This is a genomic window from Lysobacter enzymogenes (genome assembly GCF_023617245.1).
GTDB classification, from domain to species: domain Bacteria; phylum Pseudomonadota; class Gammaproteobacteria; order Xanthomonadales; family Xanthomonadaceae; genus Lysobacter; species Lysobacter yananisis.
Map to the genome: position 1 here is coordinate 5,729,656 of NZ_CP067396.1, position 20,669 is coordinate 5,750,324.

Consider the following 20,669-nt stretch of genomic DNA (forward strand, 5'->3'; position numbering starts at 1 on the left):
AGTCGCGACTGCGAAAACGCAACTGCGTCGTACCTGCGTCGTACCTGCGTTGTCGCAGTCGCGACTCGCGTCGCTCCTACAGTCGTTCCGACCCTCGCTCCCGCCACCGCCACCGCCACGCCGCGACCGCGTTCGCGCTTCGCCCTCATCCACGCTGCGTTCACATAAGACATTCATGCGCGCTCGGCTATAGTCCGGCGATGCTCCCGCGCCCCTTCCCCCTGCTCGCCGCCGCGCTGATCGCGGCCATCGCCACCACCGCCTGCGCCCAGACCACGGCGTCCACGCCGGCGCAGCCCGCGGCCAAGCCGCCGTTGCTGCGCGCGCCGCCGGCGCCGACCGCCGACGCCCAGCTGCCGCGCGTGCGCGCCGCGCTGGAAGCGGCCGAACGCGGCGGCTTCGATGCCGGCCAGTACGCCGACATCGCCCGCCATCCGCTGTACGGCTGGGTCGAGTACGCCGCGCTCCGCCGCAACATCGACAGCCTCGACAACGGCCAGGCCCGCGACTTCCTCGCCCGCCGCGGCAACGAAGCCTCCGGCGAGGCGTTCCGCGAGATCTGGCTGGCCGCGACCGCGCGCCGCCAGGACTGGAACGCCTTCCTCGCCGCATGGACCCCGCTCAACCGCAGCGGCAAGGAACGCGGCGCGCAACTGCGCTGCGCCGAGTTGAGCGCGCGCCAGGCGCTCGGCCGCGCCGACGCGCAATGGACGAAGGACGCGCAAGCCATTTGGCGCAGCAGCGGCAAGTCGCTGCCCGACGCCTGCGACGCGCCGTTCGCGGTGCTGGCCGCGCAGGGCGGGCTGAGCCCGGAACTGCGCTGGGAACGCATCGAAGCCGCCGCCGCCGAATGGCAGCCGGCGGTGATGCGCGCGGCGGCGCGCGGCTTGCCGGCGGATCAACTCGCGCAAGCCAACGACTACGCCGCGTTCCTGGATAACGTCAACGAACGCGCGCTGGCCTGGCCCAAGACCGACCGCAGCCGCAAGATCGCCAGCCACGGTCTGGCCAAGCTGGCCAAGGCCCAGCCGGCCAGCGCCGAAGCGCAGCTGCCCAAGTACGCCAGCGCGCTGAACTTCAGCGACGAAGACCGCGGCCGCGTGCTGTACCAGACCGCGCTGTGGTCGGTGGCCTCCTACGACGCCGAATCCGCGCGCCGGCTCAACGCCGTGCCCGACATCGCCTACGACGAACGCCTGCACGAATGGCGCGCGCGCGAGGCGATGGCGCGTTCGGACTGGAACGCGGCGCTGGCGGCGATCCGCAAGATGGGCGCCAAGCAGCGCGGCGAATCGCGCTGGGAATACTTCGAAGCGCGCCTGTCCGAACGCGCCGGCGACAAGGCGGCCGCGACCCGGCTGTATCGCGAAGCGGCCAAGAACGCCGACTTCCACGGCTTTTTGTCCGCCGACCGGCTCGGCGCGGCGTACACGCTGTGCCCGCTGCAACCGGCCGACGCGCCGGCCGCGCGCGCGCAGGTCGCGCGCGATCCGGCGCTGGTGCGGGCGATGGGCCTGTTCCAGATCGAGCGCACGCCGTGGGCGATCCGCGAGTGGGACGACGCGCTGAGCCGCTTCGACGACACCCAGCGGCGCCTCGCCATCGAGGTCGCGCAGGGCTACAACTGGTTCGACCGCGCGGTGTTCTCGCTCAACAAGACCCCGCAGGAACAGCGCCTGTACTACCTGCGCTTCCCGCTGCACCACGCCGACACGATCCGCCGCGAATCGGCCAAGAACGGGCTCGACCCGGCCTGGGTCGCCGCCGAGATCCGCGCCGAGAGCGTATTCAACCCGACCGCGCGCTCCGGCGCCAACGCCATGGGCCTGATGCAGGTGCTGCCCGGCACCGGCGCGCAGGTGGCCAAGAGCCTGGGCCTGCCGTGGGGCGGCGCGGCCAGCCTGTACGACTCCGACACCAACATCGTCCTGGGCACCGCCTACCTGCGCCAGCTGCACGACAAGTACGGCGGCCAGCCCTACTTCGCCATGGCGGGCTACAACGCCGGCCCGGCGCCGCTGGCGCGCTGGCAGTCGCAGCGTCCGGGGATGGACCCGGACTTCTGGATCGAGACCATCAGCTACAAGGAAACCCGCGAGTACGTCGCCCGCGTGCTCGCCTTCAGCGTGCTCTACGATTGGCGCATGAACGGCGACGCGCTCAGCGTCAGCGACCGCCTGCGCGGCGCGACCCAGGCCAGGCGCAAGTCCTTCGCCTGTCCGGCCGCCGCCGCGACGGCCAGCGCGCCGCTGCCGGCGGAAACCGAGTAAGGGTTCGGCCATGGCGCGTCCCCACGTCCTGGTCCTGGGCGGCACCGGCTTCGTCGGCCGCCACCTGGTCGCGCATCTGCTGGACCAGCGCTACCGCGTCACCGTGCTCAGCCGCGGCGTCGATCCGTCGAAGAAGAAGAAACTCAGCCGCGACGCCAGCATCATCGAAGGCGACGTGGCCAACCCGGATTTCCTGCGCGCGGTGCTCGACGACGTCGACGCGGTGGTCAATCTGGTCGGCATCCTCAACGAGCAGGGCGACAGCGGGCGCGGCTTCCAGCACGTCTACGTCGAACTGCTGGAGGCGCTGCTCGAAGCCATGCGCGACATGGGCGTGCGCCGGCTGCTGCAGATGAGCGCGCTCAACGCCGGCACCGGCCACAGCCACTACCTGGAAGCGCGCGGCCGCGCCGAACAGAAGGTGCGCGCGTCCAAGCTCGACTGGACCTTGTTCCGCCCCTCGGTGATCGCCGGCCCCGGCGACGGCCTGTTCTGCCGTTTCGACGCGCTGCTGCGCTACGCGCCGATGCTGCCGATCGGCCGCGCCCACGCGCGTTTCCAGCCGGTGTGGGTCGGCGATGTGACCCAGGCCTTCGTCAACGCCCTGGCCGACGACGCGCACGTGCAGCGCAGCTACAACCTGGTCGGCCCGGACGTGATGACCCTGGCCGAGATCGTGCGCGCCGGCGCGCGCGCCCGCGGCCGCTGGCGCGCGGTGGTGCCCTTGCCCGACGCGCTGGGCAAGTTGCAGGCCGAGATCGGCGAACACCTGCCGGGCAAGCCGATCAGCCGCGACAACTGGCGCTCGCTGCAGAGCGATTCGACCAGCGTCGAGAACGGATTGCTCAAGCTCGGCGTCGAACCGACCCCGGTGCTGCCCCGCCTGCCCGAAATCCTCGGGGCCTGACCTGTAGGAGCGGCGCGAGCCGCGACCACGGCAACGCGACTACGCCGAACCTTTCGCAACAGTCGCGTTGCCGCAGTCGCGGCTCGCGCCGCTCCTACAGGGGCTGCGGCCGCTGCGCTAGGATGCGCGATACACCTCCCGCGAAAGGACACCGCCATGGGCCTGCTCGACACCCTGCTCGGCCACGCCGGCAGCAAATCCGCCGACAAGGTCAACGACGACTTCGCCCCGCTGCTCGCGCCCGGCGAAACCGTCGTGCGCGCCTTCGGCGAGATCCGCGATTTGATCGTGTTCACCGACCGCCGCCTGATCCTGGTCGACAAGCAGGGCGTGACCGGACGCAAGACCGAATTCCTGAGCCTGCCCTACCGCAGCATCGTCATGTTCTCGCTGGAAACCGCCGGCCATTTCGACCTGGAAGCCGAGCTGCGGCTGTGGGTGTCGGGCCAGCCCAATCCGATCGCGCGCCGCCTCGGCCGCAGCGCCGGCGCGGAAGACATCATCGCGCTGCTGGCGCCGCGCTGAGGCCGCGGAGTTCGCGACCAGGGCTGCGCCAAAGCGGGACCGCTGCCCGCGACGATGCGCCGCCGCTTCGCGCATCGCAGCCCCCATCGCGGTCCCACCCCGGCAAGCCGGCAACGCAATCGCTTCGCCCCTACCGAATTCCGAATCCCCAAAATGAAGACTTATCTGGTCGGCGGCGCGGTCCGCGACAGCCTGCTCGGCCTGCCGGCGGGCGATCGCGACTACGTCGTCGTCGGCGAAACGCCCGAGGCGATGCTGGCCGCCGGCTTCAAGGCGGTGGGCAAGGACTTCCCGGTGTTCCTGCATCCTGACACCGGCGAGGAATACGCGCTGGCGCGTACCGAGCGCAAATCCGGTCGCGGCTACCGCGGCTTCGTCGTCGATGCCGATCCGTCGGTAAGCCTGGAAGACGACCTGGGCCGGCGCGACTTCACCATCAACGCCATCGCCCGCGACGAGGGCGACGGACGCCTGGTCGATCCCTACGGCGGCGCGCGCGACCTCGAAGCCAAAGTGCTGCGCCACGTCGGCGAGGCCTTCGTCGAGGACCCGCTGCGGGTGCTGCGCGCGGCGCGTTTCATGGCCCGCTTCGCCGCGCACGGTTTCAGCGTCGCGCCGGAAACGATGGCGCTGATGCGGCGCATGGCCGAATCCGGCGAGCTCGCCGACCTCGTGCCCGAGCGCGTGTGGCAGGAAACCCGCCGCGCGCTCGCCTGCGCCACGCCCTCGGCGTTCCTGCGCACCCTGCACGAGGCCGGCGCGCTCGCCGCGGTGCTGCCGGAAGTCGACGCGCTGTACGGCGTGCCGCAGCGGGCCGAATACCATCCCGAAGTCGATACCGGCATCCACACCGAGATGGTCGTGGACATGGCCGCGCGGCTCGCGCCCGGCGACGACCTGATCGGCTTCGCCGCGCTGACCCACGATCTCGGTAAGGCGCGCACCCCGGCCGATCTGCTGCCGCGCCACCACAACCACGAGCACAACGGCCTGCAACCGCTGGCCGAGCTGTGCGCGCGGCTCAAGGTGCCGACCGATCACCGCCTGCTGGCCGAAGCGGTGTGCCGCGAACACCTCAACGTGCACCGCCTGGCCGAGATGCGCCCGCGCAGCGTCTACGAGCTGATCGCGCGCTGCGACGGCTGGCGCAACCCCAAGCGGATCGAGCAGATGGCGCTGGTGTGCGAGGCCGACAAGCGCGGCCGGCTGGGGCTGGAGGACAGCGACTATCCTTCGCGGCAGGCGCTGGTCGACGCGCTGCACGCCGGCCTGAAGGTGCGCGCGGGCGACCTGAAGCCGGGCCTGAGCGGTCCGGCCGTCGGCGAAGCGATGCGCCGGGCGAGGATCGAGGCGATCGCGGCGCTGCGGCGCGAGGGGGCGCAGGATTCGCCGGCGGACTGACGGACTGGCGCGGCTGCGAGCGTACCAGTCGATCTTGACCACCTCGTAACCCTCGGCCTTGGGCAAGGTATCGACGATCGTTTCGGTGCTGTCCTGGCCGGCGCCGACCGCGAAGCGGTACACCAGATAGCGCCGCTCGGTTTCCAGGCGTCCGCCGGGCGCGAACACCAGCAGACTGTCCTGGGCGCCCAGGTACAGCCAGCCCAGCGGCGCTCTCTCCGCGAAGCCGAAGCGCTCGAACGAGCGCTTTGCCGGGTCGTAGATCATCACCCATCCCTGCGGATAGCCGGCCGACATGAATTCGCCGAACACCGCCAGCGCGCGATGCTTGCCATCGACGCATTCGATCCTGAGCCCGGAACCGCGCGAACCCTCGGCCTCGCCTCCGAGCAACGGCAGCGCTGCCCCGTCGCCCTGCCGCAGGTAGTAGATGTAGGTATCGGCCAGCTTGCCGGCCTTGGTCACCCGTACCACCTGCGGCGCACCCAAATCGCCCAGGTCGCAGGCGTAGGCCTTGTCGCTGGCGTATGCCACCGAAGGGCATAACGCGAACAGAGCCAGGACGGGGAACCTCATTGCAGTTCCTTCATATGCGGCATCGATGTCGTCTGGGCGGGCCGCTACGCGCAAGACGCAGGCTCAAGAGTCGCGCTTAGCCGCTCGCCCGCAAACGCCTCAACTCATTGCAGCGAAGAGTCGCCCAGCAAGCGCGGCATCGATGCCTTGCGGAACCCTACGGCTTGGCGCTGGCGATGTTGAGCGACCCGCTTCCCTTGATCTCGATCTCCCGCCCTTCGCTGCGGGCGCCCGACTGGATGCTGATCTCGGCGGTGACGTCGACATGATGCTCGTCGAATTGGCGCAGTTCCGACTCGGCGATCACCCATTCCACGATCACCGACTCGGAAGGCCTCAACGTGGTCAGCTTTTCCTGCAACGCCGGATCGGCCAGATTCGGCCGGGTGAAGCTCTCGCTGCCGGTTTTTCGATCGATCAGTTTGATGACCGGTCCGCGCTTGCGCAGATAGTCCAGCGGCAGCGAGATGTCGCTGCCTGTGTTGTTGAGGATGCGGACATCGATGAACATGTCCTGCCCGACGAACCTGCATTGCGGGCTGTTGCGGCAGGTGGCGGAAACCGAAAGAGTGTCGTTGTTCATACTCGCGCCTTTTACCGGTGTACACGCTGTGGCCAACAAGACCGCGGCCAGAGTCAGATGACGTTGCATGTCACAGGACGTCCTATCTTCGATGTCAGCAATTCCTGGACTTCGCGCGCCACGCTCCAGGCATGGCGCGGCAGCACGGTGGTATTGCCGAACGTGGACATGATGGTGGCGGAGGTATCGGTGGCCGGCTTGGTCGGCGGCGCCGAAATCACCGTGCTGTCCAGCGTGCCGTCGGGTTTGTAGTACTGCACCGTTTCATTGTCGGCAGTGTACGAATACTCGTCGGGGACGCCAACGCAATGGCCGAACTCATGCGCATAGATCCAGGCGGTCGTCGTCTTGGACACGTCGATGACGTAGCCGGTCACGCCCTCTCGCGGATAAGTCTGGTGCACTTTCATCGTATAGTCTTCGCCGGAGGTCACCCATACCACTTTGTACTCTATCGGCAGCGTCTTGGTGCCGCAGGGCTGATCGGTGATCTCCAGCTTGAACTTGTTCGACCAATGGGTCGACACGCCGGTCTCCAACGCGGTCTTGGCCGCAGCGACGTCCGCGGCGGTGACCCCGGTTTGAGCGACGGCCTTTATTTTCACCTCGACCCGCACGTTGCCGCCGGACTTGAGCGGGCAGGCGACCTTGAACTTGCGCTGGATGTTGTAGTTATGTTTCGCGCCGTTCTTGTCGAAGACTTCGTAATAACGCCCGCGGCTTTGCACTGCGACGCTCTTGTCGTGGTCGGCGATCCAACACGCAGGAGCGGGAGGCGTGGCCGGTGGCGGTGCGGCGGCCGAGCCCGCGCCTGCCGGCGCACCTGCCGCGGCGGCCGGCGGCGGCGCACCTGCACCATCGGGCGCTAATGCTGCAGTCGGGGCTTCGGCAACCGACGGCGTCGCCGCCGCACCGCCCGCCCCGCCGCTGGCGATATGCACATGCGCCTGCTGCACCGCCACCAAACTGCACGTGCACGCCAAGCCATCGCCATGCCGGGCGACCGGCTGGCCGTCGACGATCATGCTGGAGTCGCCGCTGACGATCACGGTCGGGCCGTGGCGCAGGCACACGACGCTGTCGCCGATGCGCGCGACCGGCTTGCCGTCGATGTCGGTAAAAGGCGAGCCGGACACTACGCTGCCGCCGCCGGTGGTGGTGTCGCCCACCACGATCCATATCCTGCCCATGACAGTCCCTGTCGCTACGCTGGTGCCGCCAGTCTTCTCCCCCCCGGCGGCGGCGTCAAGCCGCGGCCGTCGCGGTTCGGGCCAGGCCCGAACCGAGTGCTGCGGCGCGGGTTCAGCCCGGCCCCGGCGCCTTGCGCGCCGCGACCGCCGCCCGGCCGGAGCCGGGCGGCGTCTTCGCGCGATCGCTTGCGACGATCAGAAGCGGTAGTCCAGGCGCGCGTAGTAGCTGCCGCCGTTCATGCCGAACGGCAGGGTTTCCCAGCCGTACTTGAAGCCCATTTCGGGGAACGGCGCGCCGCGGACCCGATCCCACTTGTCCGGATACGTGTCGAAGAGGTTGTTGCCGCCGACGGTCAGCGCCAGCTGGTCGCTGAACTTGTAGCGCACCGACAGGTCGGCCAGCCACTTGCCGCTCCAGGTCTGCTTGACCCCGGGGGTGAAGCCCTCGCCGGTGACCGGGCCGTAGTAGTTGGCGCGCGCGGTCAGTTCCCACGGGCCGGTCTCGTACACGCCCTGCAGCACGTGGTGCTGGCGCGGCTGGCCCTTCTCGATCAGGGTCACCTGGGTGTCGTCGAACAGCACGTTCGGCGGCAGGATCGCCGACTGCGAGCGGCGGTCCTTGACCTCGGTCTTGTTGAAGTGCACCAGCGCGGTCAGGTTGAGCTTGGCGCCGCTGGCGAACTCGGTGTTGTGGTTGGCGACCAGGTCCACGCCGGTGGTGCGGGTGTCGATGGCGTTGGTGAAGAACAGCACCTGGCCGACGCCGATCGGGTCGAGGATCGCGCGGATCGGGCAGTTGCCGTTGCCCGGCGCGCACGGCTGGCCGTTGTTGCCGACCGATTCGGGTTGGATGTTGCTGGAGAAGATGATGCGGTCGTCGATGTCGATGCGGAACACGTCCATCGTCAGCGAGAAGCGGTCGTTGGGCTTGAGCACGAAACCGACCGAACCGCTCTTGGAGGTTTCTTCCTTCAGCGGTTCGATGCCGAACGCGCGCGTCACCGCGCTGTCCTGGCGCGCGGTGAGGGTGTCGGTGAGCTCGCCAGCGGCGTTGAGGTTGGTCGAGCGCTGGCTGTAGAACAGCTGCTGCACGCCCGGCGCGCGGAAGCCGGTGGACACCGTGCCGCGAAGCGCGAACTGCTCGCTGGCGTCGAAGCGCGCCGACAGCTTGCCGGTGGTGGTCTGGCCAAAGTCGGAGTAGTCCTCGTAGCGCACCGCCGCGCCGAGCAGGAAGCGATCGCTGAGGTTGGTTTCCAGATCGACGTAGGCGGCGTAGTTGTGGCGGCCGTCGTCGACCGCCTCGTTCGGCGAGAAGCCCGGGAAGCCCTGCATGCCCGGCTGCGCGGTCTCTCCGGCCTGGCCGACGATGTTGATGTTGCGGTTGTTGGTGCGGCCGTAGGTGTAGGTCACCGGCGCGCCGGCGCGGATCTGGTACTCGTCCTTGCGGTATTCCACGCCGGTGCCCAGGTACAGCGGGCGGTCGTTGAAGCCCTTGAGCGTGCCGCGGAAATCCAGGTTGAACGTGGTCTGGTCGAACTGCAGCGTGCCGGTGTCGGCGCTGGTCGGCGATTCGGCGTAGATGCCGCCGCCGGGCTTGGGCTCGTACCACCAGCTGACGTTGACCGAGTCGGCTTCCTCGAAGCCGAACTTGCTGCGGCCGCGGTTGATCGACACGTCCCAATCCCAGTTGTCGTTGATCGGCGCCTTGTAGCCGACCGCGAGCGAGGTGTCGTCGACCTTGGTGCGGATGTTCGGCAGGAAGCCGTCGGGATACAGCGCCGGCACCGTGCGGTTGTCGCCGGGGCTGCGGAAGAAGCCGTAGGAATCGCCCTTGCGCTTGGACAGGCCGCCGAACCAGTACAGCTCGCCGCGGCCGACCGGCAGGCCGCCGTTGAACCAGAAATACGCGTCGGTCGCGTCGGCGTCGCCGAGGCGCTGGGTCACTCGCGGCGGATTCACCCGCAGGCTGTCGGGGCCGGCGCGGTTGGTCGCGCTGCGGTCGCGGTATTCGAACGACAGGTTGAGGAAGCCGTCGCTGCCGAGCTTGACGCCGGTGTTGACCGAGGCCGAGTAGTTCTCGCCGTCGCCAGCGTAGTTCTGGCCGGCCTGCAGCGACAGCTGGGTTTCCTCGGTCTGCTTCTTGAGGATGATGTTGATGACGCCGGAGATCGCGTCCGAGCCGTACTGCGCGGCGGCGCCGTCGCGCAGCACTTCGATGCGCTCGATCGCCGACAGCGGGATCGCGTTGATGTCGGTGCCGGCCGAGCCGCGGCCGATGGTCTGCTGCACGTTGACCAGCGCCTGCTGGTGGCGACGCTTGCCGTTGACCAGCACCAGCACCTGATCGGGGCCGAGCGAGCGCAGCGTGGCCGGGCGCAGGATGTCGGTGCCGTCGCTGACGAAGGTGCGCGAGAAATTGAACGAGGGCTCCAGCATCTGCAGGATCTGGCCGATCTCGGTGGCGCCGGTCGCGTTCAGTTCTTCCTTGCCGATCACGTCCACCGGCGCCGCGGTGTCCTCGGCGGCGCGGCCGCGCGCGCGCGAACCGGTCACCTGCACCGCATCGAGCGTGGTCGCCTCGCGCGTGCCCGACGCGGGCGCTTGCGGCGCCGACGCTTGCGCGAATGCGGCGGGAACGAAGGCGGTCGCGGCCATGGCGGCGGCTACGGCCAGCGCCAGTCGGTGGCGATGCGGGGTCGAAGACATGAGTCGGTTCCTTGCGAAGGTGAGGGGCGCCCGTGGCCCGCGCTGGAGCCTCACGGGTTCTTAACCTTTTCGCAATACGCCGCGTGACTGTGCCGACTTTGCCTTTGTGACGGTTTTCCTACTACGACGAACGGGCTAATGCGGCGTTCAGACCTGAATGCGTTCGGCGTCACCGAATCGCGTGCGCGGCGGCACGCGCGAGCGCGGAAAGCGCACGGCATCGGCGCGCCGCTGAATTCGATGAAGCGTGCCGGTCGCAAGCGATGCGCGCATGCAGCGGCGCGTTGCCGTCATCGGCGATATGGCCGCGACGCGATCGCGGCGGCACTTACGAGGGCGGCACCTACGAGGATCGCGGACGTCGCGATCCGGCGCCTCAGCCTCGCGCCAGCGCGCGGTCCAGCCGCTGCAGCCACAACGCGACCGGCGTGCGCGACAACCACAAGCCGGCCAGCGCGCCCAGGCCGTTGGCCAGGGCATCGGCGGCGTCGCCGCTGCGCGAATCGGTGAGGTTGGCCTGGGCGAACTCCAGCGCGATGCCGAGCGCGATCAGTCCCGCCGCGGCCAGCGCCTGCGCGCGCACCCGCGCGAACAGCATGCCGGCGTACAACGACAGCAGCAGGTAGGCGGTGAAGTGCTCGACCTTGTCGAAGGCATCGAACGGCGCCGGCGGCAGGTCCTGGGCCGGCATCAGGCAGGTCGCGATCACCGCCGCGATCATCGCCAGCCACAGCGCGATCCACAGCGCCGGGCGGCGGAACTCGCGCAGGGTCCTGGCCGCGCTCACAGGCGATGGCTCAGGTCGCCGACCATGAACGCCACGCCCAGCTCCACGTCCTTCTGCAGGCCCATGACCTGGAAACGCTCGCCCATTTCGCTGGGCAAGGTCAGCTTCTTCACCTCGTTGAGGCGGCGCTGCTTCTCGACCGGGTCGGCGATGGATTCGATCCGCTTGAGCACGCCGTCCAGGCCGTTGCCGAGCAGGAAGCTGGCCTGCGAGCAATAACCGGCGAGATCGAAACCGGCGGCGACGCCGGCTTCGGCCAGCGCGGTGAAGTCCACCGACGCGGTGATGTCCTGCAGGCCCGGCCACAGCAGCGGTTCGCCATGCACGCGATGGCGGTAGTAGGCGCGCAGCGTGCCGTCGTCGCGCTCGGGCGCGTAGAACTCGCCGCGCGCATAGCCGTAGTCGGCGAACAGCAGCGCGCCGCGGCGCAATCCACCGGAGACGGCCTGGATCCAGTACGGCAGCTGCGGCAGCACCTCGGAGCGATAGCCGTCGGCGAAGCGCCGCTCCAGCCCGCGTTCGATGTGGCCCACCGCGTTGGCGAGGAAACCGTCGGCCGGGCGCAGCTCGCGCGCGAAGCGCTCGCCGTCGCTGGTCACGTGCTCCTCGTAGACTTCGCCGTCGCGGATGCCGAAGCGCGGCGTCGGCAGCGCGTCGATCACCTCGTTGGCGAACACCACGCCTTCCCACTCGTCGCCGAACGGGCCGTCGAGCCACTCCACCAACTCGAACAACGGCGGCGCCAACCGCTGCATCAACCGCTCGCGCTGGCGCTCGCGCAGCTGCGCGCTGGGTTCGAGGATGGCGTAGCGGTCGGGCAGCGCGTCCAGCTCGAGCAGGCGCTTGAGCGCGACTTCGGCGAATGCGCCGGTGCCGCCGCCGAGTTCGAGCAGGCGCGCCTGCGGGCCGATCTGCTGCAATGCCGGCGCCAGCGCCTGGGCCGTGCAGGCGGCGAAGACCGGCCCCAGTTCCGGCGCGGTGACGAAGTCGCCTTCGCCGCCGAACTTGCTGGCGCCGGCGCTGTAGTAGCCCAGGCCCGGCGCGTACAGCGCCAGCTCCATGAAGCGCGAGAACGCGATCGCGCCGCCGGCGGCGGCGATCTGTTCGTGGATCAGGCGGGACAGGCGCGCGCTGTGGGCGAGCGCGTCGGGATCGGGAAGCGGCAGGTCGAGAGCGGTCACGGGCGCGGCGGTGGCGAAGCGGGCGATCAGGATAAAGCAGCGCGGGTGTGCGGACCCGGGCGGCGCGATCGCGCGGCCGCTCGCCGGATCGCACGCACGGCGGTCCGCGCGGCCGCCGGCATAGTCGCCGCGTCGCCGGTTTCGGCGACCGCCTCGGCACCGGGCGCTGGGCCACCAAGATCGGCCCGTTCGATCCGGCCCGGCTGCCGCGCGTGGGCGACCCGGTCCAGGTCTGGTTCCTGCGCGAAGCGCCGGGCGACGAAGACCGGATCGTGGTCGGCTTCGGCAGCGAGGAAGACGCCGGGATCGAGGAGCGGCTGGCCCGGCGCTGAGCGCTACGACCGCCTGAACAGGGGCGGCGCGACCGCGCGCCGAAGCCGGCCTCGGCGCGGCTGAACAGCCCGATAGCCGCCTAAAACGCGATTTACCACTGCAAGCGGGCATGCCAGCCCACGAAAATTTGTGATTTAACGCACACTTTCTTTACCCGCCGAATGCAACATGGCCCCTCGGTTCTCGACCGACAAGGAAGCCATGGCATGAGCAAGCCCGCCCTCGCCAACGCGCACAGCCGTCTGCTGCCGCCGCCGGACCGTTTGCCGCTGGGACTGTGGCTGCTGAGCGCGGCCTGCGCCGCCGGCTGGGTCCTGTGCGGCTACAGCCTGGCCGGCGCCCTGGCCCAGCCGCCGGACGCGGTCGCCCCGGGCGCGCCGCTGCAGGCCCTGCTGTGGTCGCTGCTGGCCGGCGGCTTCGGCGGGATCATCTTCGGGGTGTTCGTCAACGCCGGCTTCGGCGTGCGCTTCGGCCTGGCGGTCGCGCTGCAGGCCAGCCTGGCCCTGGCCGCGGCCGCGCTCGCCGCCGGCTTCGCACTCGCCCGCGCCTGGCCCTGGCATCCGCAGGCGGCGCTGACCGGCCTGGCCGCCGGCTGGCCGCAGTGGCTGTTCGGCGACGCGCCGCGCTCGCTGCCCGCGGCAAGCGCCTTGATCGCGCTGCTGCTGGCGCTGGGCGCGCTGGTGTGCCTGCGCCGCTATCGCGAGCGCAGCCGGCGCATCCGCGACCTGCTCGCCCACGGCGTGCGCGTGGCCGGCACCGTGGTCCACACCGAGCACGTCGGCACCGAGGTCTACAACCCGTCGCGGGTGCGCGTGGTGGTGCGCTTCAACGACCACGACGGCGCCGAGCGCCGGGTGGCCAAGATCGGCGACTTCGACCCGCGCGCGCTGCCGCGCGCCGGCGAGCGCGTGCTGGTGTGGTTCTACCCGGACGCCGCCGGCGACGCCGGCCGCATCGTGGTCGGCTTCGGCGAACGGCCGCAGCTGTCGCAGGCCTTGGGCTGAGAACGCCGGCCCGGCGTCGCAAACGACGAAGGCCGCGCTCGCACGCGGCCTTCGTCGTCTTGCCGAGCGGCTGCGCTCAAACGCGCGCCGACTCCAGCGACAAACCTTCGAACCCCGCCGGCACTTCGCCGTCGGCGGCGTAGCGATACAGCGCGGCCGAGTACACCCCGCCGAGCGCGCTCTGGTACACCGCCAGCCCGAGCAGGGCCAGCACCGTGAGCGCGCCGACCAGCACCGCCAGCGCCGACGACACCTGGCCCAGCAACCAGGCCAGGCCGAAGCCGCCCAGCGCCAGCGCCACCATCGCCACGCCGCAGGCCAGGCCGATGCCGACCATGCCCGCCGCGCTTTCGCCCCAGGTGCGCTTGAACATCGCCACCGAGCGCTTGACCGCGTCGACCGGACCGACGTCCTCGGCGACCAGCACCGGCACCACCAGGAAGGTGGCCATGGTCCAGGCCGCGCCGAGCGCGCCGCCGATCAGGCGCACGATGATGTTGTTGTCGCGGTCCTTGAGCGCGTTGAGCAGCATGCCGACGGTGGCGGCGATGGCCGCGTAGCCGGCGATCGCGCCGATCCGCGCGGTCGCCGCGCGCAGGCCGTCGCGCAGGGTCGGGTCGCCGCCTTCCAGCCGGATCATCGCCGCGCTGACCAGCGCGCAGTTGCAGAACACGATCACGAAGTACTGGCAGAAGTAGAACGCGAACGCATACAGCGCCGCGCCGACGCTGTAGCCGTCCTCGAACACGCCCAGCGCCAGCGCCGGGACCAGGAAGGTGCCCAGCACCACCAGCACGCAGGCGGCCGAGATCACCGGGAACACCAGCAGCTCGCGGTCGGAATTGAGCACCGACGCGCTGGCCTTGGCCAACCGCCAGCTGCGCTTGATCTTGTCGAACATCGGCCTTTCCCCAGGGCTGGATGACCGCGCATCGTCGGCGCTGCGCGGGCGTCGCGCAAGTGGCGATGCGCGCCGCGCGCGGGGCGGGAACGGCGAAGGGGACCGCAGGAATCGGCGCGGCAGGCGACCACGCCTGTCGCCGCGCCGGCGTTCGCTACGGCCGAGCCGCGGCCTCGCGCACGATGCGCACGCCGACGCCGCGCGCGTTGCGGATCGCGCCGGGCTTGGTCAGCTTGAGCGCGACCCGGCGCACGCCGAATTCCTCGATCACGATCGCCGCGACCCGCTCGGCCAGGGTCTCGACCAGGCCGAAGCGCGAATCGGCGACGAACGCGGTGATGCGCGCGCACACCGCGGCGTAGTCGAGGGTGTGCTCGATCGCGTCGCTGGCGGCCGGCACCGTGTTGTCGAAGGCCATCTCCAGATCGAATACGAGCGGCTGGCGGATCTCGCGCTCCCAGTCGTAGATGCCGATGACGGCTTCGATTTCCAGGCCTTCGATGAATACGTGGTCCATGAGCGGTGCGCGATGCCAGGCTGACGGCGATGCGGCGCAATGTAACCGAGTGCGGCGCGGCTTGTCGCCGAGGAAACGGAAGGAAGCAGACGTCGTGGTCGCATTGTCGCGGTCGCGGCTCGCACCGCTCCCGCGCAAGCTTCTTGCAGGAGCGGCGCGAGCCGCGATCGCGACACTAGGCGGACGACGAATGCCTCATCGCCGCGATCAGACCGCGTCCAGCAACGCCATGTCCCAGCGCGGCGTCACCCGCACCGACGCATCCGCGCGCTGCCCCGCCTGCAGGCGCAGCGCGCCGGCGTAGGCGATCATCGCGCCGTTGTCGGTGCAGAACATCGGCCGCGGGAACGCGACCCGGCCGCCGCGCTGGGCGGCCATCGCCGCCAGCCTGGCGCGCAGGCGCTGGTTGGCGCCGACGCCGCCGGCCACCACCAGGGTGTCGCAGCCGGCCGCATCCAACGCGCGCTCGCATTTGATCGCCAACGTGTCGACCACCGCGTCCTCGAACGCGCGGGCGATGTCGGCGCGGGTCTGCTCGGTCTTGTCGCTGTTCTGCCAGGCCAGCAGCACCTGGGTCTTGAGGCCGCTGAAGCTGAAGTCCAGGCCCGGCCGGTCGGTCATCGGGCGGGCGAACTTGAACCGGCCGGGCGTGCCGAGTTCGGCCTGCGCCGCGAGCTGCGGGCCGCCCGGATACGGCAGGCCCATCAGCTTGGCGGTCTTGTCGAAGGCCTCGCCGGCGGCGTCGTCGAGGGTCTCGCCGAGCAACCGGTACTGGCCGATGCGGTCGACCGCGACCAGCTGGGTATGCCCGCCGGACACCAGCAGGGCCACAAACGGCGGCTCGGGCCGGCCGAGCGGGTCGTCTTCCATCAGCGGCGCCAGCAGGTGCCCTTCCATGTGGTGCACGCCGATCGCCGGCACGTCCAGGGCCCAGGCCAGGGCGCGGGCGACGCCGGCGCCGACCAGCAGCGCGCCGACCAGACCGGGACCGGCGGTGTAGGCCACCCCGTCGAGTTCGTCGGTGCGCAGGCCGGCCTCGGCCAGGGTCTGGCGGATCAGCGGCAGCAGCTTGCGCACGTGGTCGCGGCTGGCCAGCTCGGGCACCACCCCGCCGTACTCGGCGTGCAGGGCGATCTGGCTGTACAGGGTGTGCGCGCGCAGGCCGGCGTCGGTGTCGTAGACGGCGACTCCCGTCTCGTCGCAGCTGGTTTCGATCCCCAGGACCTTCATGGCCGCTGCCCTTCCCGACCGGCGCGGAGGGTTGCAGGGGCTGGCACGGCGGCCGATTTCTGGGAGAATGTCGCGTTCATACCGCCTATGTTGCACCTTCCGTACGAGCACCGCTATAATGCGCGGCTCTTCTCCCGGCCTGCCCGGGCTGGTCCCTTAACGAGAAAACGTATGCCCAGCGTCAAAGTCCGCGAAAACGAGCCTTTCGAGTTTGCCCTGCGCCGCTTCAAGCGCACCTGCGAGAAGGCCGGCGTCCTGGCCGAGACCCGCAAGCGCGAGTTCTACGAAAAGCCGACGCAGGAACGCAAGCGCAAGGCCGCTGCCGCGGTGAAGCGCCAGGCCCGTCGCGCTTCGCGCGATGTGACCAAGCGTCAGCGCCTGTACTGATCGCGCTTTCCGCGCTGCACCGGCTTCGCGGCCGGCGCCTGCGAGGATCGATCGACCTTCGAGCCGGCTGCGCCTCGTGCGCTGCCGGCTCGTTGCGTTTGCGGTTCGGCGAACAGCGGCCCGAAATGCGCAGCCGGTCCGGTTTTTCCGGAGCCGGTGCCCGGCCCGCGCCTGCCTCCCCTTTCCCCCTTCCCGGATTCGTCCCATGAGCCTCAAGCAACGCCTCACCGAAGACATGAAGGCCGCGATGAAGAGCGGCGACAAGCATTCCCTCGGCGTGATCCGCCTGATCAACGCCGCGATCAAGCAGAAGGAAGTCGACGAGCGCATCGAGCTCGACGACGACGCCGTGATCGCGGTGCTCGACAAGATGGTCAAGCAGCGCCGCGACTCGGTGACCCAGTACGAAGCCGCCCAGCGCGACGACCTCGCCCAGATCGAGCGCGACGAGATGGTGGTGATCGACCGCTATCTGCCGGCCAAGATGGGCGAGGCCGAGATCCTCGAAGTGCTGGAGGCGACCATCGCCGAAGTCGGCGCGACCGGCCCGGCCGATCTGGGCAAGCTGATGGGCCCGCTCAAGGCCAAGCTCGGCGGCAAGGCCGACATGGGCCAGGTCTCGGCGCTGGCCAAGAAGCGCCTGGCGGGCTGATCGCCCCCGCGCCGCGCGCGTGCGCGGCGGTCGGTTTTGGTGTCGAGACAAGCTGAGCCGGTGCGGCCTCGTGTCGCGCCGGCTTTTTTGTTCGCGGAAAACGCGGCTCGCGACGGCTCGCGGCGGGTTGCGCGGTCGCGGCGGGGTAGCGATCGCGGCTCGCGCCGCTCCTACAGGGAGCTGCGGCGGGTTTCGCTTGCGACTGCAGGAGCGGCGCGAGCCGCGACCGCGATACCGCAACCGCGGCGAAACCGGGCCGGCCCGCCGCCCCGCTCTAACGCCATGCCAACACGCGCCTAACCGGCTTGTCGGATACTGAACGCGACCCCGCCCGGTTCCGTTCGCCGCATGCCCTCGACCGATCCCCGACGCCCCGACGACGCCCCGCACCGCTCCACCGCTGCCGGTGCCGGCCGCCCGATGCCGGGCTCCGATGCGCAGGCGGACGCGCGCGAGACCATCGCAACCGCCGAACCGGCCCCGGCCCCGCTCCCGCCGTCGTCCGGCGACGCCGGCGGGCGCTCGGCCGCGGCCGGACTCGCCCACGACGCGATGCAGCGCGTCCACTCGCTGCAGGCGCGGCTGGAGCAGAGCTGGCCCGGCAAGTTCGTCCAGCGCTTCGTCGACTACGACATCCTCGCTCTGGCCGCGGCGCTGTCGTTCTACACCCTGCTGTCGCTGGCGCCGCTGGTGCTGATGGTGCTGTGGCTGAGCACCGCGCTGTATCCGTCGGCGCAGGAGGAATTCTTCCGCCAGATGGGCCTGCTGGCCGGCAACGAGGTCGAGAACACCGCGCGGCTGATCGTCGCCAACGCCCAGCATCGGCCCGGCACCGGTTCGATGGCGGCGATGCTGGGCACGCTGGCGCTGCTGGTCGGCGCCTCGGCCGTGTTCGGCCAGTTGCAGGCCGCGCTCAACCGGGTGTTCCGCAGCGACGCCAAGCGCCTGGGCGGGCTGGCGGTGTGGCTGCGCAAGCGCCTGCTCTCGTTCGGCATGGTCATCAGCGTGGGCTTCCTGCTGGTGGTGTCGATGGCGGCGCAGGCGGCGCTGCAGTTGCTGATCGCCTACGTGCCGGACCTGCTGCCGGCGTTCGCGGCGGGGTTCTCGTTCCTGCTGTACGCGGCGGTGTTCGCGGCGATGTACCGCTGGCTGCCGGACCGGCCGGTGACGCGCCGGCGCGCGCTGTTCGGCGGCGCCCTGACCGCCGGCATGTTCATGCTCGGGCGCAGCGCGATCGGCCTGTACCTGGGCCAGGCCAGCCTCGGCACCGCCTACGGGCCGGCCGGCGGGCTGGTGGTCATGCTGGTGTGGATGTACTACTGCGCGGTGGTGTTCCTGGTCGGCGCGCTGATCACCGCGATGCTCGACGAGCACGCGCGGGTCCGGCGCCGGCTGGCCGACGAACGCGCGGCGGCGGGACTGGACGCGGGCTGAGCCGTGCCGGCGCCGCAACCGCCCGTCGCGGTCGCGGCCGTTGCGCCCCGCCCATGGCATCCTAGTCGCCGCTCCGTTTCGAGACCGCGCCGCCCCGCCGGGCGGCTCACGCATGGCCCGCATCCCCGACGCCTTCATCGACGACCTCCTCGCCCGCACCGACATCGTCGAGGTGATCGGCGCGCGCGTGCCGTTGAAGCGCCAGGGCAAGGAATACTCGGCGCGCTGCCCGTTCCACGACGAGCGCTCGCCGTCGTTCTGGGTCTCGCCGACCAAGCAGTTCTATCACTGCTTCGGCTGCGGCGCGCACGGCACCGCGATCAGCTTCCTGATGAACTACGACCGGCTCGAGTTCCTCGACGCGGTCGACGAACTGGCCAAGCGCGTGGGCGTGGAAGTGCCGCGCGACACCCGCGCGCGCAACGAGAACTCCGACACCCAGGACCTGGTCCACGCGCTGGAAGCGGCGCAGCGTTTCTTCCTGCGCCAGTACGCGACCAGCGGCAAGGCCCAGGGCTACCTGGACAACCGCGGCGTCAGCATCGACATCCGCGACCGCTTCGGCATCGGCTACGCGCCCGACGGCTTCAACGGCCTGCGCGATGCGCTCGGCACCGACGAGCGCCGGCTCAAGCTGCTCGACCGCGCCGGCCTGCTGTCGAAGAACGACAGCGGCCGCGTCTACGACAAGTTCCGCGACCGGGTGATGTTCCCGATCCACGACCGCCGCGGCCGGGTCATCGCCTTCGGCGGCCGCGTGCTCGACAAGGACGACGGGCCGAAGTACCTCAATTCGCCGGAAACGCCGCTGTTCCACAAGGGCCGCGAGCTGTACGGGCTGTGGCAGGTGCGCCAGACCCACAACAAGATCCCGCGGCTGGTCGTGGTCGAGGGCTACATGGACGTGATCGCGCTGTTCCAGCACGGTGTCGACACCGCGGTCGCCACGCTCGGCACCGCGACCACGCCCGACCACGCCGAGCTGCTGTTCCGCAACGCCGCCGACGTCTATTTCTGCTTCGACGGCGACCGCGCCGGGCGCGGGGCGGCGTGGAAGGCGGTGGAATCGGTGCTGCCGCGGATGAAGGATGGGCGCCAGGCGTTCTTCCTGTTCCTGCCCGAGGGCGAAGACCCGGACACGCTGGTGCGCAGCGAAGGCGCGGACGGCTTCGGCCGCCGCTTGCAGGAGGCGATGCCGCTGTCGCAGTTCCTGTTCGACAGCCTCGCCGCCGACGTCAACCTGCACACGCTCGAAGGCAAGGGCCGCCTGGCCGAACGCGCCAAGCCGCTGCTGGCGCAGATTCCCGAAGGCGCCTTCGCCGACCTGATGAAGCAGCGCCTGACCGAACTGACCGGCGTCGGCGCGCGCGCGGCGTCGGCGCAGACCCACGTGCCGGCGCAGCGCGCCAGCGCCGCGCAGCGGCCGGCGGCGACGCCGAAGCGCTCGCTGGTGCGCAGCGCGATCGCGCTGCTGCTGCAGAAGCCGTCGTTGGCGGCCGCGCTGCAGCCGCTGGCCGGCTCCGAGCCGCCGAAGTACACCTTCGAAGGGCTCAACCAACCGGGTGTGGACCTGCTGGCGGCGATCGTCAAAGTGGTGCAGACGCGGCCGGAAATCACCACCGGCGCGCTGCTGGAGCATTTCGCCGAACACGACCAGATCGGCGCGCTGCAGAAGCTCGCCAGCCAGAGCCTGCCCGGCAACGAGGACTACCTGCAGCGCGAATTCCTCGACGCGGTCGGGCAGTTGGAAAAGCAGACCGTGGTGCAGCGGCTGGAGGAACTGCAGGCGCTGCAGCGCGAGTTCGGCCTGGGCGACGAGCAGAAGCGCGAGTTGCTGGCGCTGTTGCAACTGCGCGCGGCGACCTAACCGGCGCGCGCAGGTCGCGCTTCGTGCTGCGGCCGCTGCCTGTAGGAGCGGCGCAAGACGCGACCGCGACACTGCGCTTGCGACGCAAACGGCGACCCCGCGGTCGCAGCTTGCGCAGCTCCTACAGGTCGGACTTCGGGCTATGGCCGCTTCTTGTAGGAGCGGCGCGAGCCGCGACCGCGACATCGCGCTTGCGACGCGAACGGCTACCCCGCGGT

At 70.3% G+C, this 20,669-nt stretch carries 18 protein-coding genes; 9 read left to right on the forward strand and 9 right to left on the reverse strand.

All coding sequences use genetic code 11. From position 1 onward, the window contains the following. Nucleotides 1–200: 200 nt before the first annotated feature. The 4 genes from JHW41_RS23925 (at nt 201) to JHW41_RS23940 (ending at nt 5,103) form a co-directional block, all read left to right on the forward strand. Entirely contained in the window at nt 201–2,270 is a 2,070-nt protein-coding gene (locus tag JHW41_RS23925; RefSeq protein WP_250448042.1) for a lytic transglycosylase domain-containing protein, read from the forward strand. 10 nt (nt 2,271–2,280) lie between these two features. After that, nucleotides 2,281–3,177, forward strand: a complete 897-nt coding sequence (locus JHW41_RS23930) for a complex I NDUFA9 subunit family protein (protein ID WP_250448044.1) — start codon at nt 2,281–2,283, stop codon at nt 3,175–3,177. A 156-nt stretch (nt 3,178–3,333) separates the two neighbouring features. After that, entirely contained in the window at nt 3,334–3,702 is a 369-nt protein-coding gene (locus JHW41_RS23935; protein ID WP_057945953.1) for a PH domain-containing protein, read from the forward strand. A gap of 153 nt (nt 3,703–3,855) precedes the next feature. Beyond that, nucleotides 3,856–5,103 (forward strand): multifunctional CCA addition/repair protein, encoded by a 1,248-nt coding sequence (locus tag JHW41_RS23940; RefSeq protein WP_250448045.1) that lies wholly within the window; start codon nt 3,856–3,858, stop codon nt 5,101–5,103. Nucleotides 5,104–5,836: 733 nt separating this feature from the next. Here JHW41_RS23940 and JHW41_RS23945 read toward each other — a convergent pair. From JHW41_RS23945 to JHW41_RS23965, 6 genes are all read right to left on the reverse strand, one after another. Continuing rightward, nucleotides 5,837–6,262, reverse strand: coding sequence for a hypothetical protein (locus JHW41_RS23945; protein ID WP_139382052.1), 426 nt, complete (start codon nt 6,260–6,262; stop codon nt 5,837–5,839). Nucleotides 6,263–6,315: 53 nt separating this feature from the next. Continuing rightward, a complete protein-coding gene (locus tag JHW41_RS23950; RefSeq protein ID WP_250448047.1) occupies nt 6,316–7,434 on the reverse strand; it encodes a PAAR domain-containing protein in 1,119 nt (372 codons plus the stop codon). A 213-nt stretch (nt 7,435–7,647) separates the two neighbouring features. Next, the gene (locus JHW41_RS23955; RefSeq protein ID WP_250448049.1) at nt 7,648–10,158 is read right to left on the reverse strand and encodes a TonB-dependent receptor plug domain-containing protein; all 2,511 of its coding nucleotides are present in this window, start codon (nt 10,156–10,158) and stop codon (nt 7,648–7,650) included. Nucleotides 10,159–10,305: 147 nt separating this feature from the next. Further along, a complete protein-coding gene (locus tag JHW41_RS26050; RefSeq protein ID WP_284499518.1) occupies nt 10,306–10,431 on the reverse strand; it encodes a hypothetical protein in 126 nt (41 codons plus the stop codon). A 103-nt stretch (nt 10,432–10,534) separates the two neighbouring features. Next, nucleotides 10,535–10,945: a hypothetical protein gene (locus JHW41_RS23960; protein WP_057945949.1), complete on the reverse strand. Its 411-nt coding sequence runs from the start codon at nt 10,943–10,945 to the stop codon at nt 10,535–10,537. Beyond that, on the reverse strand, nt 10,942–12,159 hold the full coding sequence (locus JHW41_RS23965) for a class I SAM-dependent methyltransferase (protein ID WP_428995593.1): 1,218 nt from the start codon (nt 12,157–12,159) through the stop codon (nt 10,942–10,944). The genes JHW41_RS23960 and JHW41_RS23965 overlap by 4 nt, the downstream gene beginning before the upstream one ends. A 506-nt stretch (nt 12,160–12,665) precedes the next feature. Between JHW41_RS23965 and JHW41_RS23970 the strand changes: the two genes are divergently transcribed. Next, nucleotides 12,666–13,463: a DUF3592 domain-containing protein gene (locus JHW41_RS23970; RefSeq protein ID WP_250448051.1), complete on the forward strand. Its 798-nt coding sequence runs from the start codon at nt 12,666–12,668 to the stop codon at nt 13,461–13,463. A 76-nt stretch (nt 13,464–13,539) separates the two neighbouring features. On the opposite strand, the gene JHW41_RS23975 is transcribed toward JHW41_RS23970, so the two are convergent. The 3 genes from JHW41_RS23975 to tsaD all read right to left on the reverse strand — a co-directional run bounded on the left by JHW41_RS23975 (nt 13,540) and on the right by tsaD (nt 16,111). After that, nucleotides 13,540–14,364: a DUF6159 family protein gene (locus tag JHW41_RS23975; protein WP_250448053.1), complete on the reverse strand. Its 825-nt coding sequence runs from the start codon at nt 14,362–14,364 to the stop codon at nt 13,540–13,542. Nucleotides 14,365–14,518: 154 nt separating this feature from the next. Continuing rightward, nucleotides 14,519–14,881: a dihydroneopterin aldolase gene (gene folB / locus JHW41_RS23980; protein ID WP_250448055.1), complete on the reverse strand. Its 363-nt coding sequence runs from the start codon at nt 14,879–14,881 to the stop codon at nt 14,519–14,521. Between the two features lie 207 nt (nt 14,882–15,088). Further along, nucleotides 15,089–16,111: a tRNA (adenosine(37)-N6)-threonylcarbamoyltransferase complex transferase subunit TsaD gene (gene tsaD, locus JHW41_RS23985; protein WP_250448057.1), complete on the reverse strand. Its 1,023-nt coding sequence runs from the start codon at nt 16,109–16,111 to the stop codon at nt 15,089–15,091. A 171-nt stretch (nt 16,112–16,282) separates the two neighbouring features. Here tsaD and rpsU point away from each other — a divergent pair, with 171 nt between their 5' ends. The 4 genes from rpsU (at nt 16,283) to dnaG (ending at nt 20,451) form a co-directional block, all read left to right on the forward strand. Then, a complete protein-coding gene (rpsU, locus tag JHW41_RS23990; protein WP_031371286.1) occupies nt 16,283–16,498 on the forward strand; it encodes a 30S ribosomal protein S21 in 216 nt (71 codons plus the stop codon). Between the two features lie 205 nt (nt 16,499–16,703). Next, a complete protein-coding gene (locus JHW41_RS23995; protein ID WP_057945942.1) occupies nt 16,704–17,150 on the forward strand; it encodes a GatB/YqeY domain-containing protein in 447 nt (148 codons plus the stop codon). Nucleotides 17,151–17,702: 552 nt separating this feature from the next. Further along, entirely contained in the window at nt 17,703–18,584 is an 882-nt protein-coding gene (locus JHW41_RS24000; protein WP_057949900.1) for a YihY/virulence factor BrkB family protein, read from the forward strand. A gap of 112 nt (nt 18,585–18,696) precedes the next feature. After that, the gene (gene dnaG / locus JHW41_RS24005) at nt 18,697–20,451 is read left to right on the forward strand and encodes a DNA primase (RefSeq protein WP_057945941.1); all 1,755 of its coding nucleotides are present in this window, start codon (nt 18,697–18,699) and stop codon (nt 20,449–20,451) included. Nucleotides 20,452–20,669 lie beyond the last annotated feature (218 nt).

Coding starts and splice junctions, on each gene's coding strand:
- JHW41_RS23925 (WP_250448042.1), top strand. CDS start 201: ATGCTCCCGCGCCCCTTCCCCCTGCTCGCCGCCGCGCTGATCGCGGCC.
- JHW41_RS23930 (WP_250448044.1), top strand. CDS start 2,281: ATGGCGCGTCCCCACGTCCTGGTCCTGGGCGGCACCGGCTTCGTCGGC.
- JHW41_RS23935 (WP_057945953.1), top strand. CDS start 3,334: ATGGGCCTGCTCGACACCCTGCTCGGCCACGCCGGCAGCAAATCCGCC.
- JHW41_RS23940 (WP_250448045.1), top strand. CDS start 3,856: ATGAAGACTTATCTGGTCGGCGGCGCGGTCCGCGACAGCCTGCTCGGC.
- JHW41_RS23945 (WP_139382052.1), bottom strand. CDS start 6,262: ATGAACAACGACACTCTTTCGGTTTCCGCCACCTGCCGCAACAGCCCG.
- JHW41_RS23955 (WP_250448049.1), bottom strand. CDS start 10,158: ATGTCTTCGACCCCGCATCGCCACCGACTGGCGCTGGCCGTAGCCGCC.
- JHW41_RS26050 (WP_284499518.1), bottom strand. CDS start 10,431: ATGCGCGCATCGCTTGCGACCGGCACGCTTCATCGAATTCAGCGGCGC.
- JHW41_RS23970 (WP_250448051.1), top strand. CDS start 12,666: ATGAGCAAGCCCGCCCTCGCCAACGCGCACAGCCGTCTGCTGCCGCCG.
- JHW41_RS23975 (WP_250448053.1), bottom strand. CDS start 14,364: ATGTTCGACAAGATCAAGCGCAGCTGGCGGTTGGCCAAGGCCAGCGCG.
- folB (WP_250448055.1), bottom strand. CDS start 14,881: ATGGACCACGTATTCATCGAAGGCCTGGAAATCGAAGCCGTCATCGGC.
- tsaD (WP_250448057.1), bottom strand. CDS start 16,111: ATGAAGGTCCTGGGGATCGAAACCAGCTGCGACGAGACGGGAGTCGCC.
- rpsU (WP_031371286.1), top strand. CDS start 16,283: ATGCCCAGCGTCAAAGTCCGCGAAAACGAGCCTTTCGAGTTTGCCCTG.
- JHW41_RS23995 (WP_057945942.1), top strand. CDS start 16,704: ATGAGCCTCAAGCAACGCCTCACCGAAGACATGAAGGCCGCGATGAAG.
- JHW41_RS24000 (WP_057949900.1), top strand. CDS start 17,703: ATGCAGCGCGTCCACTCGCTGCAGGCGCGGCTGGAGCAGAGCTGGCCC.
- dnaG (WP_057945941.1), top strand. CDS start 18,697: ATGGCCCGCATCCCCGACGCCTTCATCGACGACCTCCTCGCCCGCACC.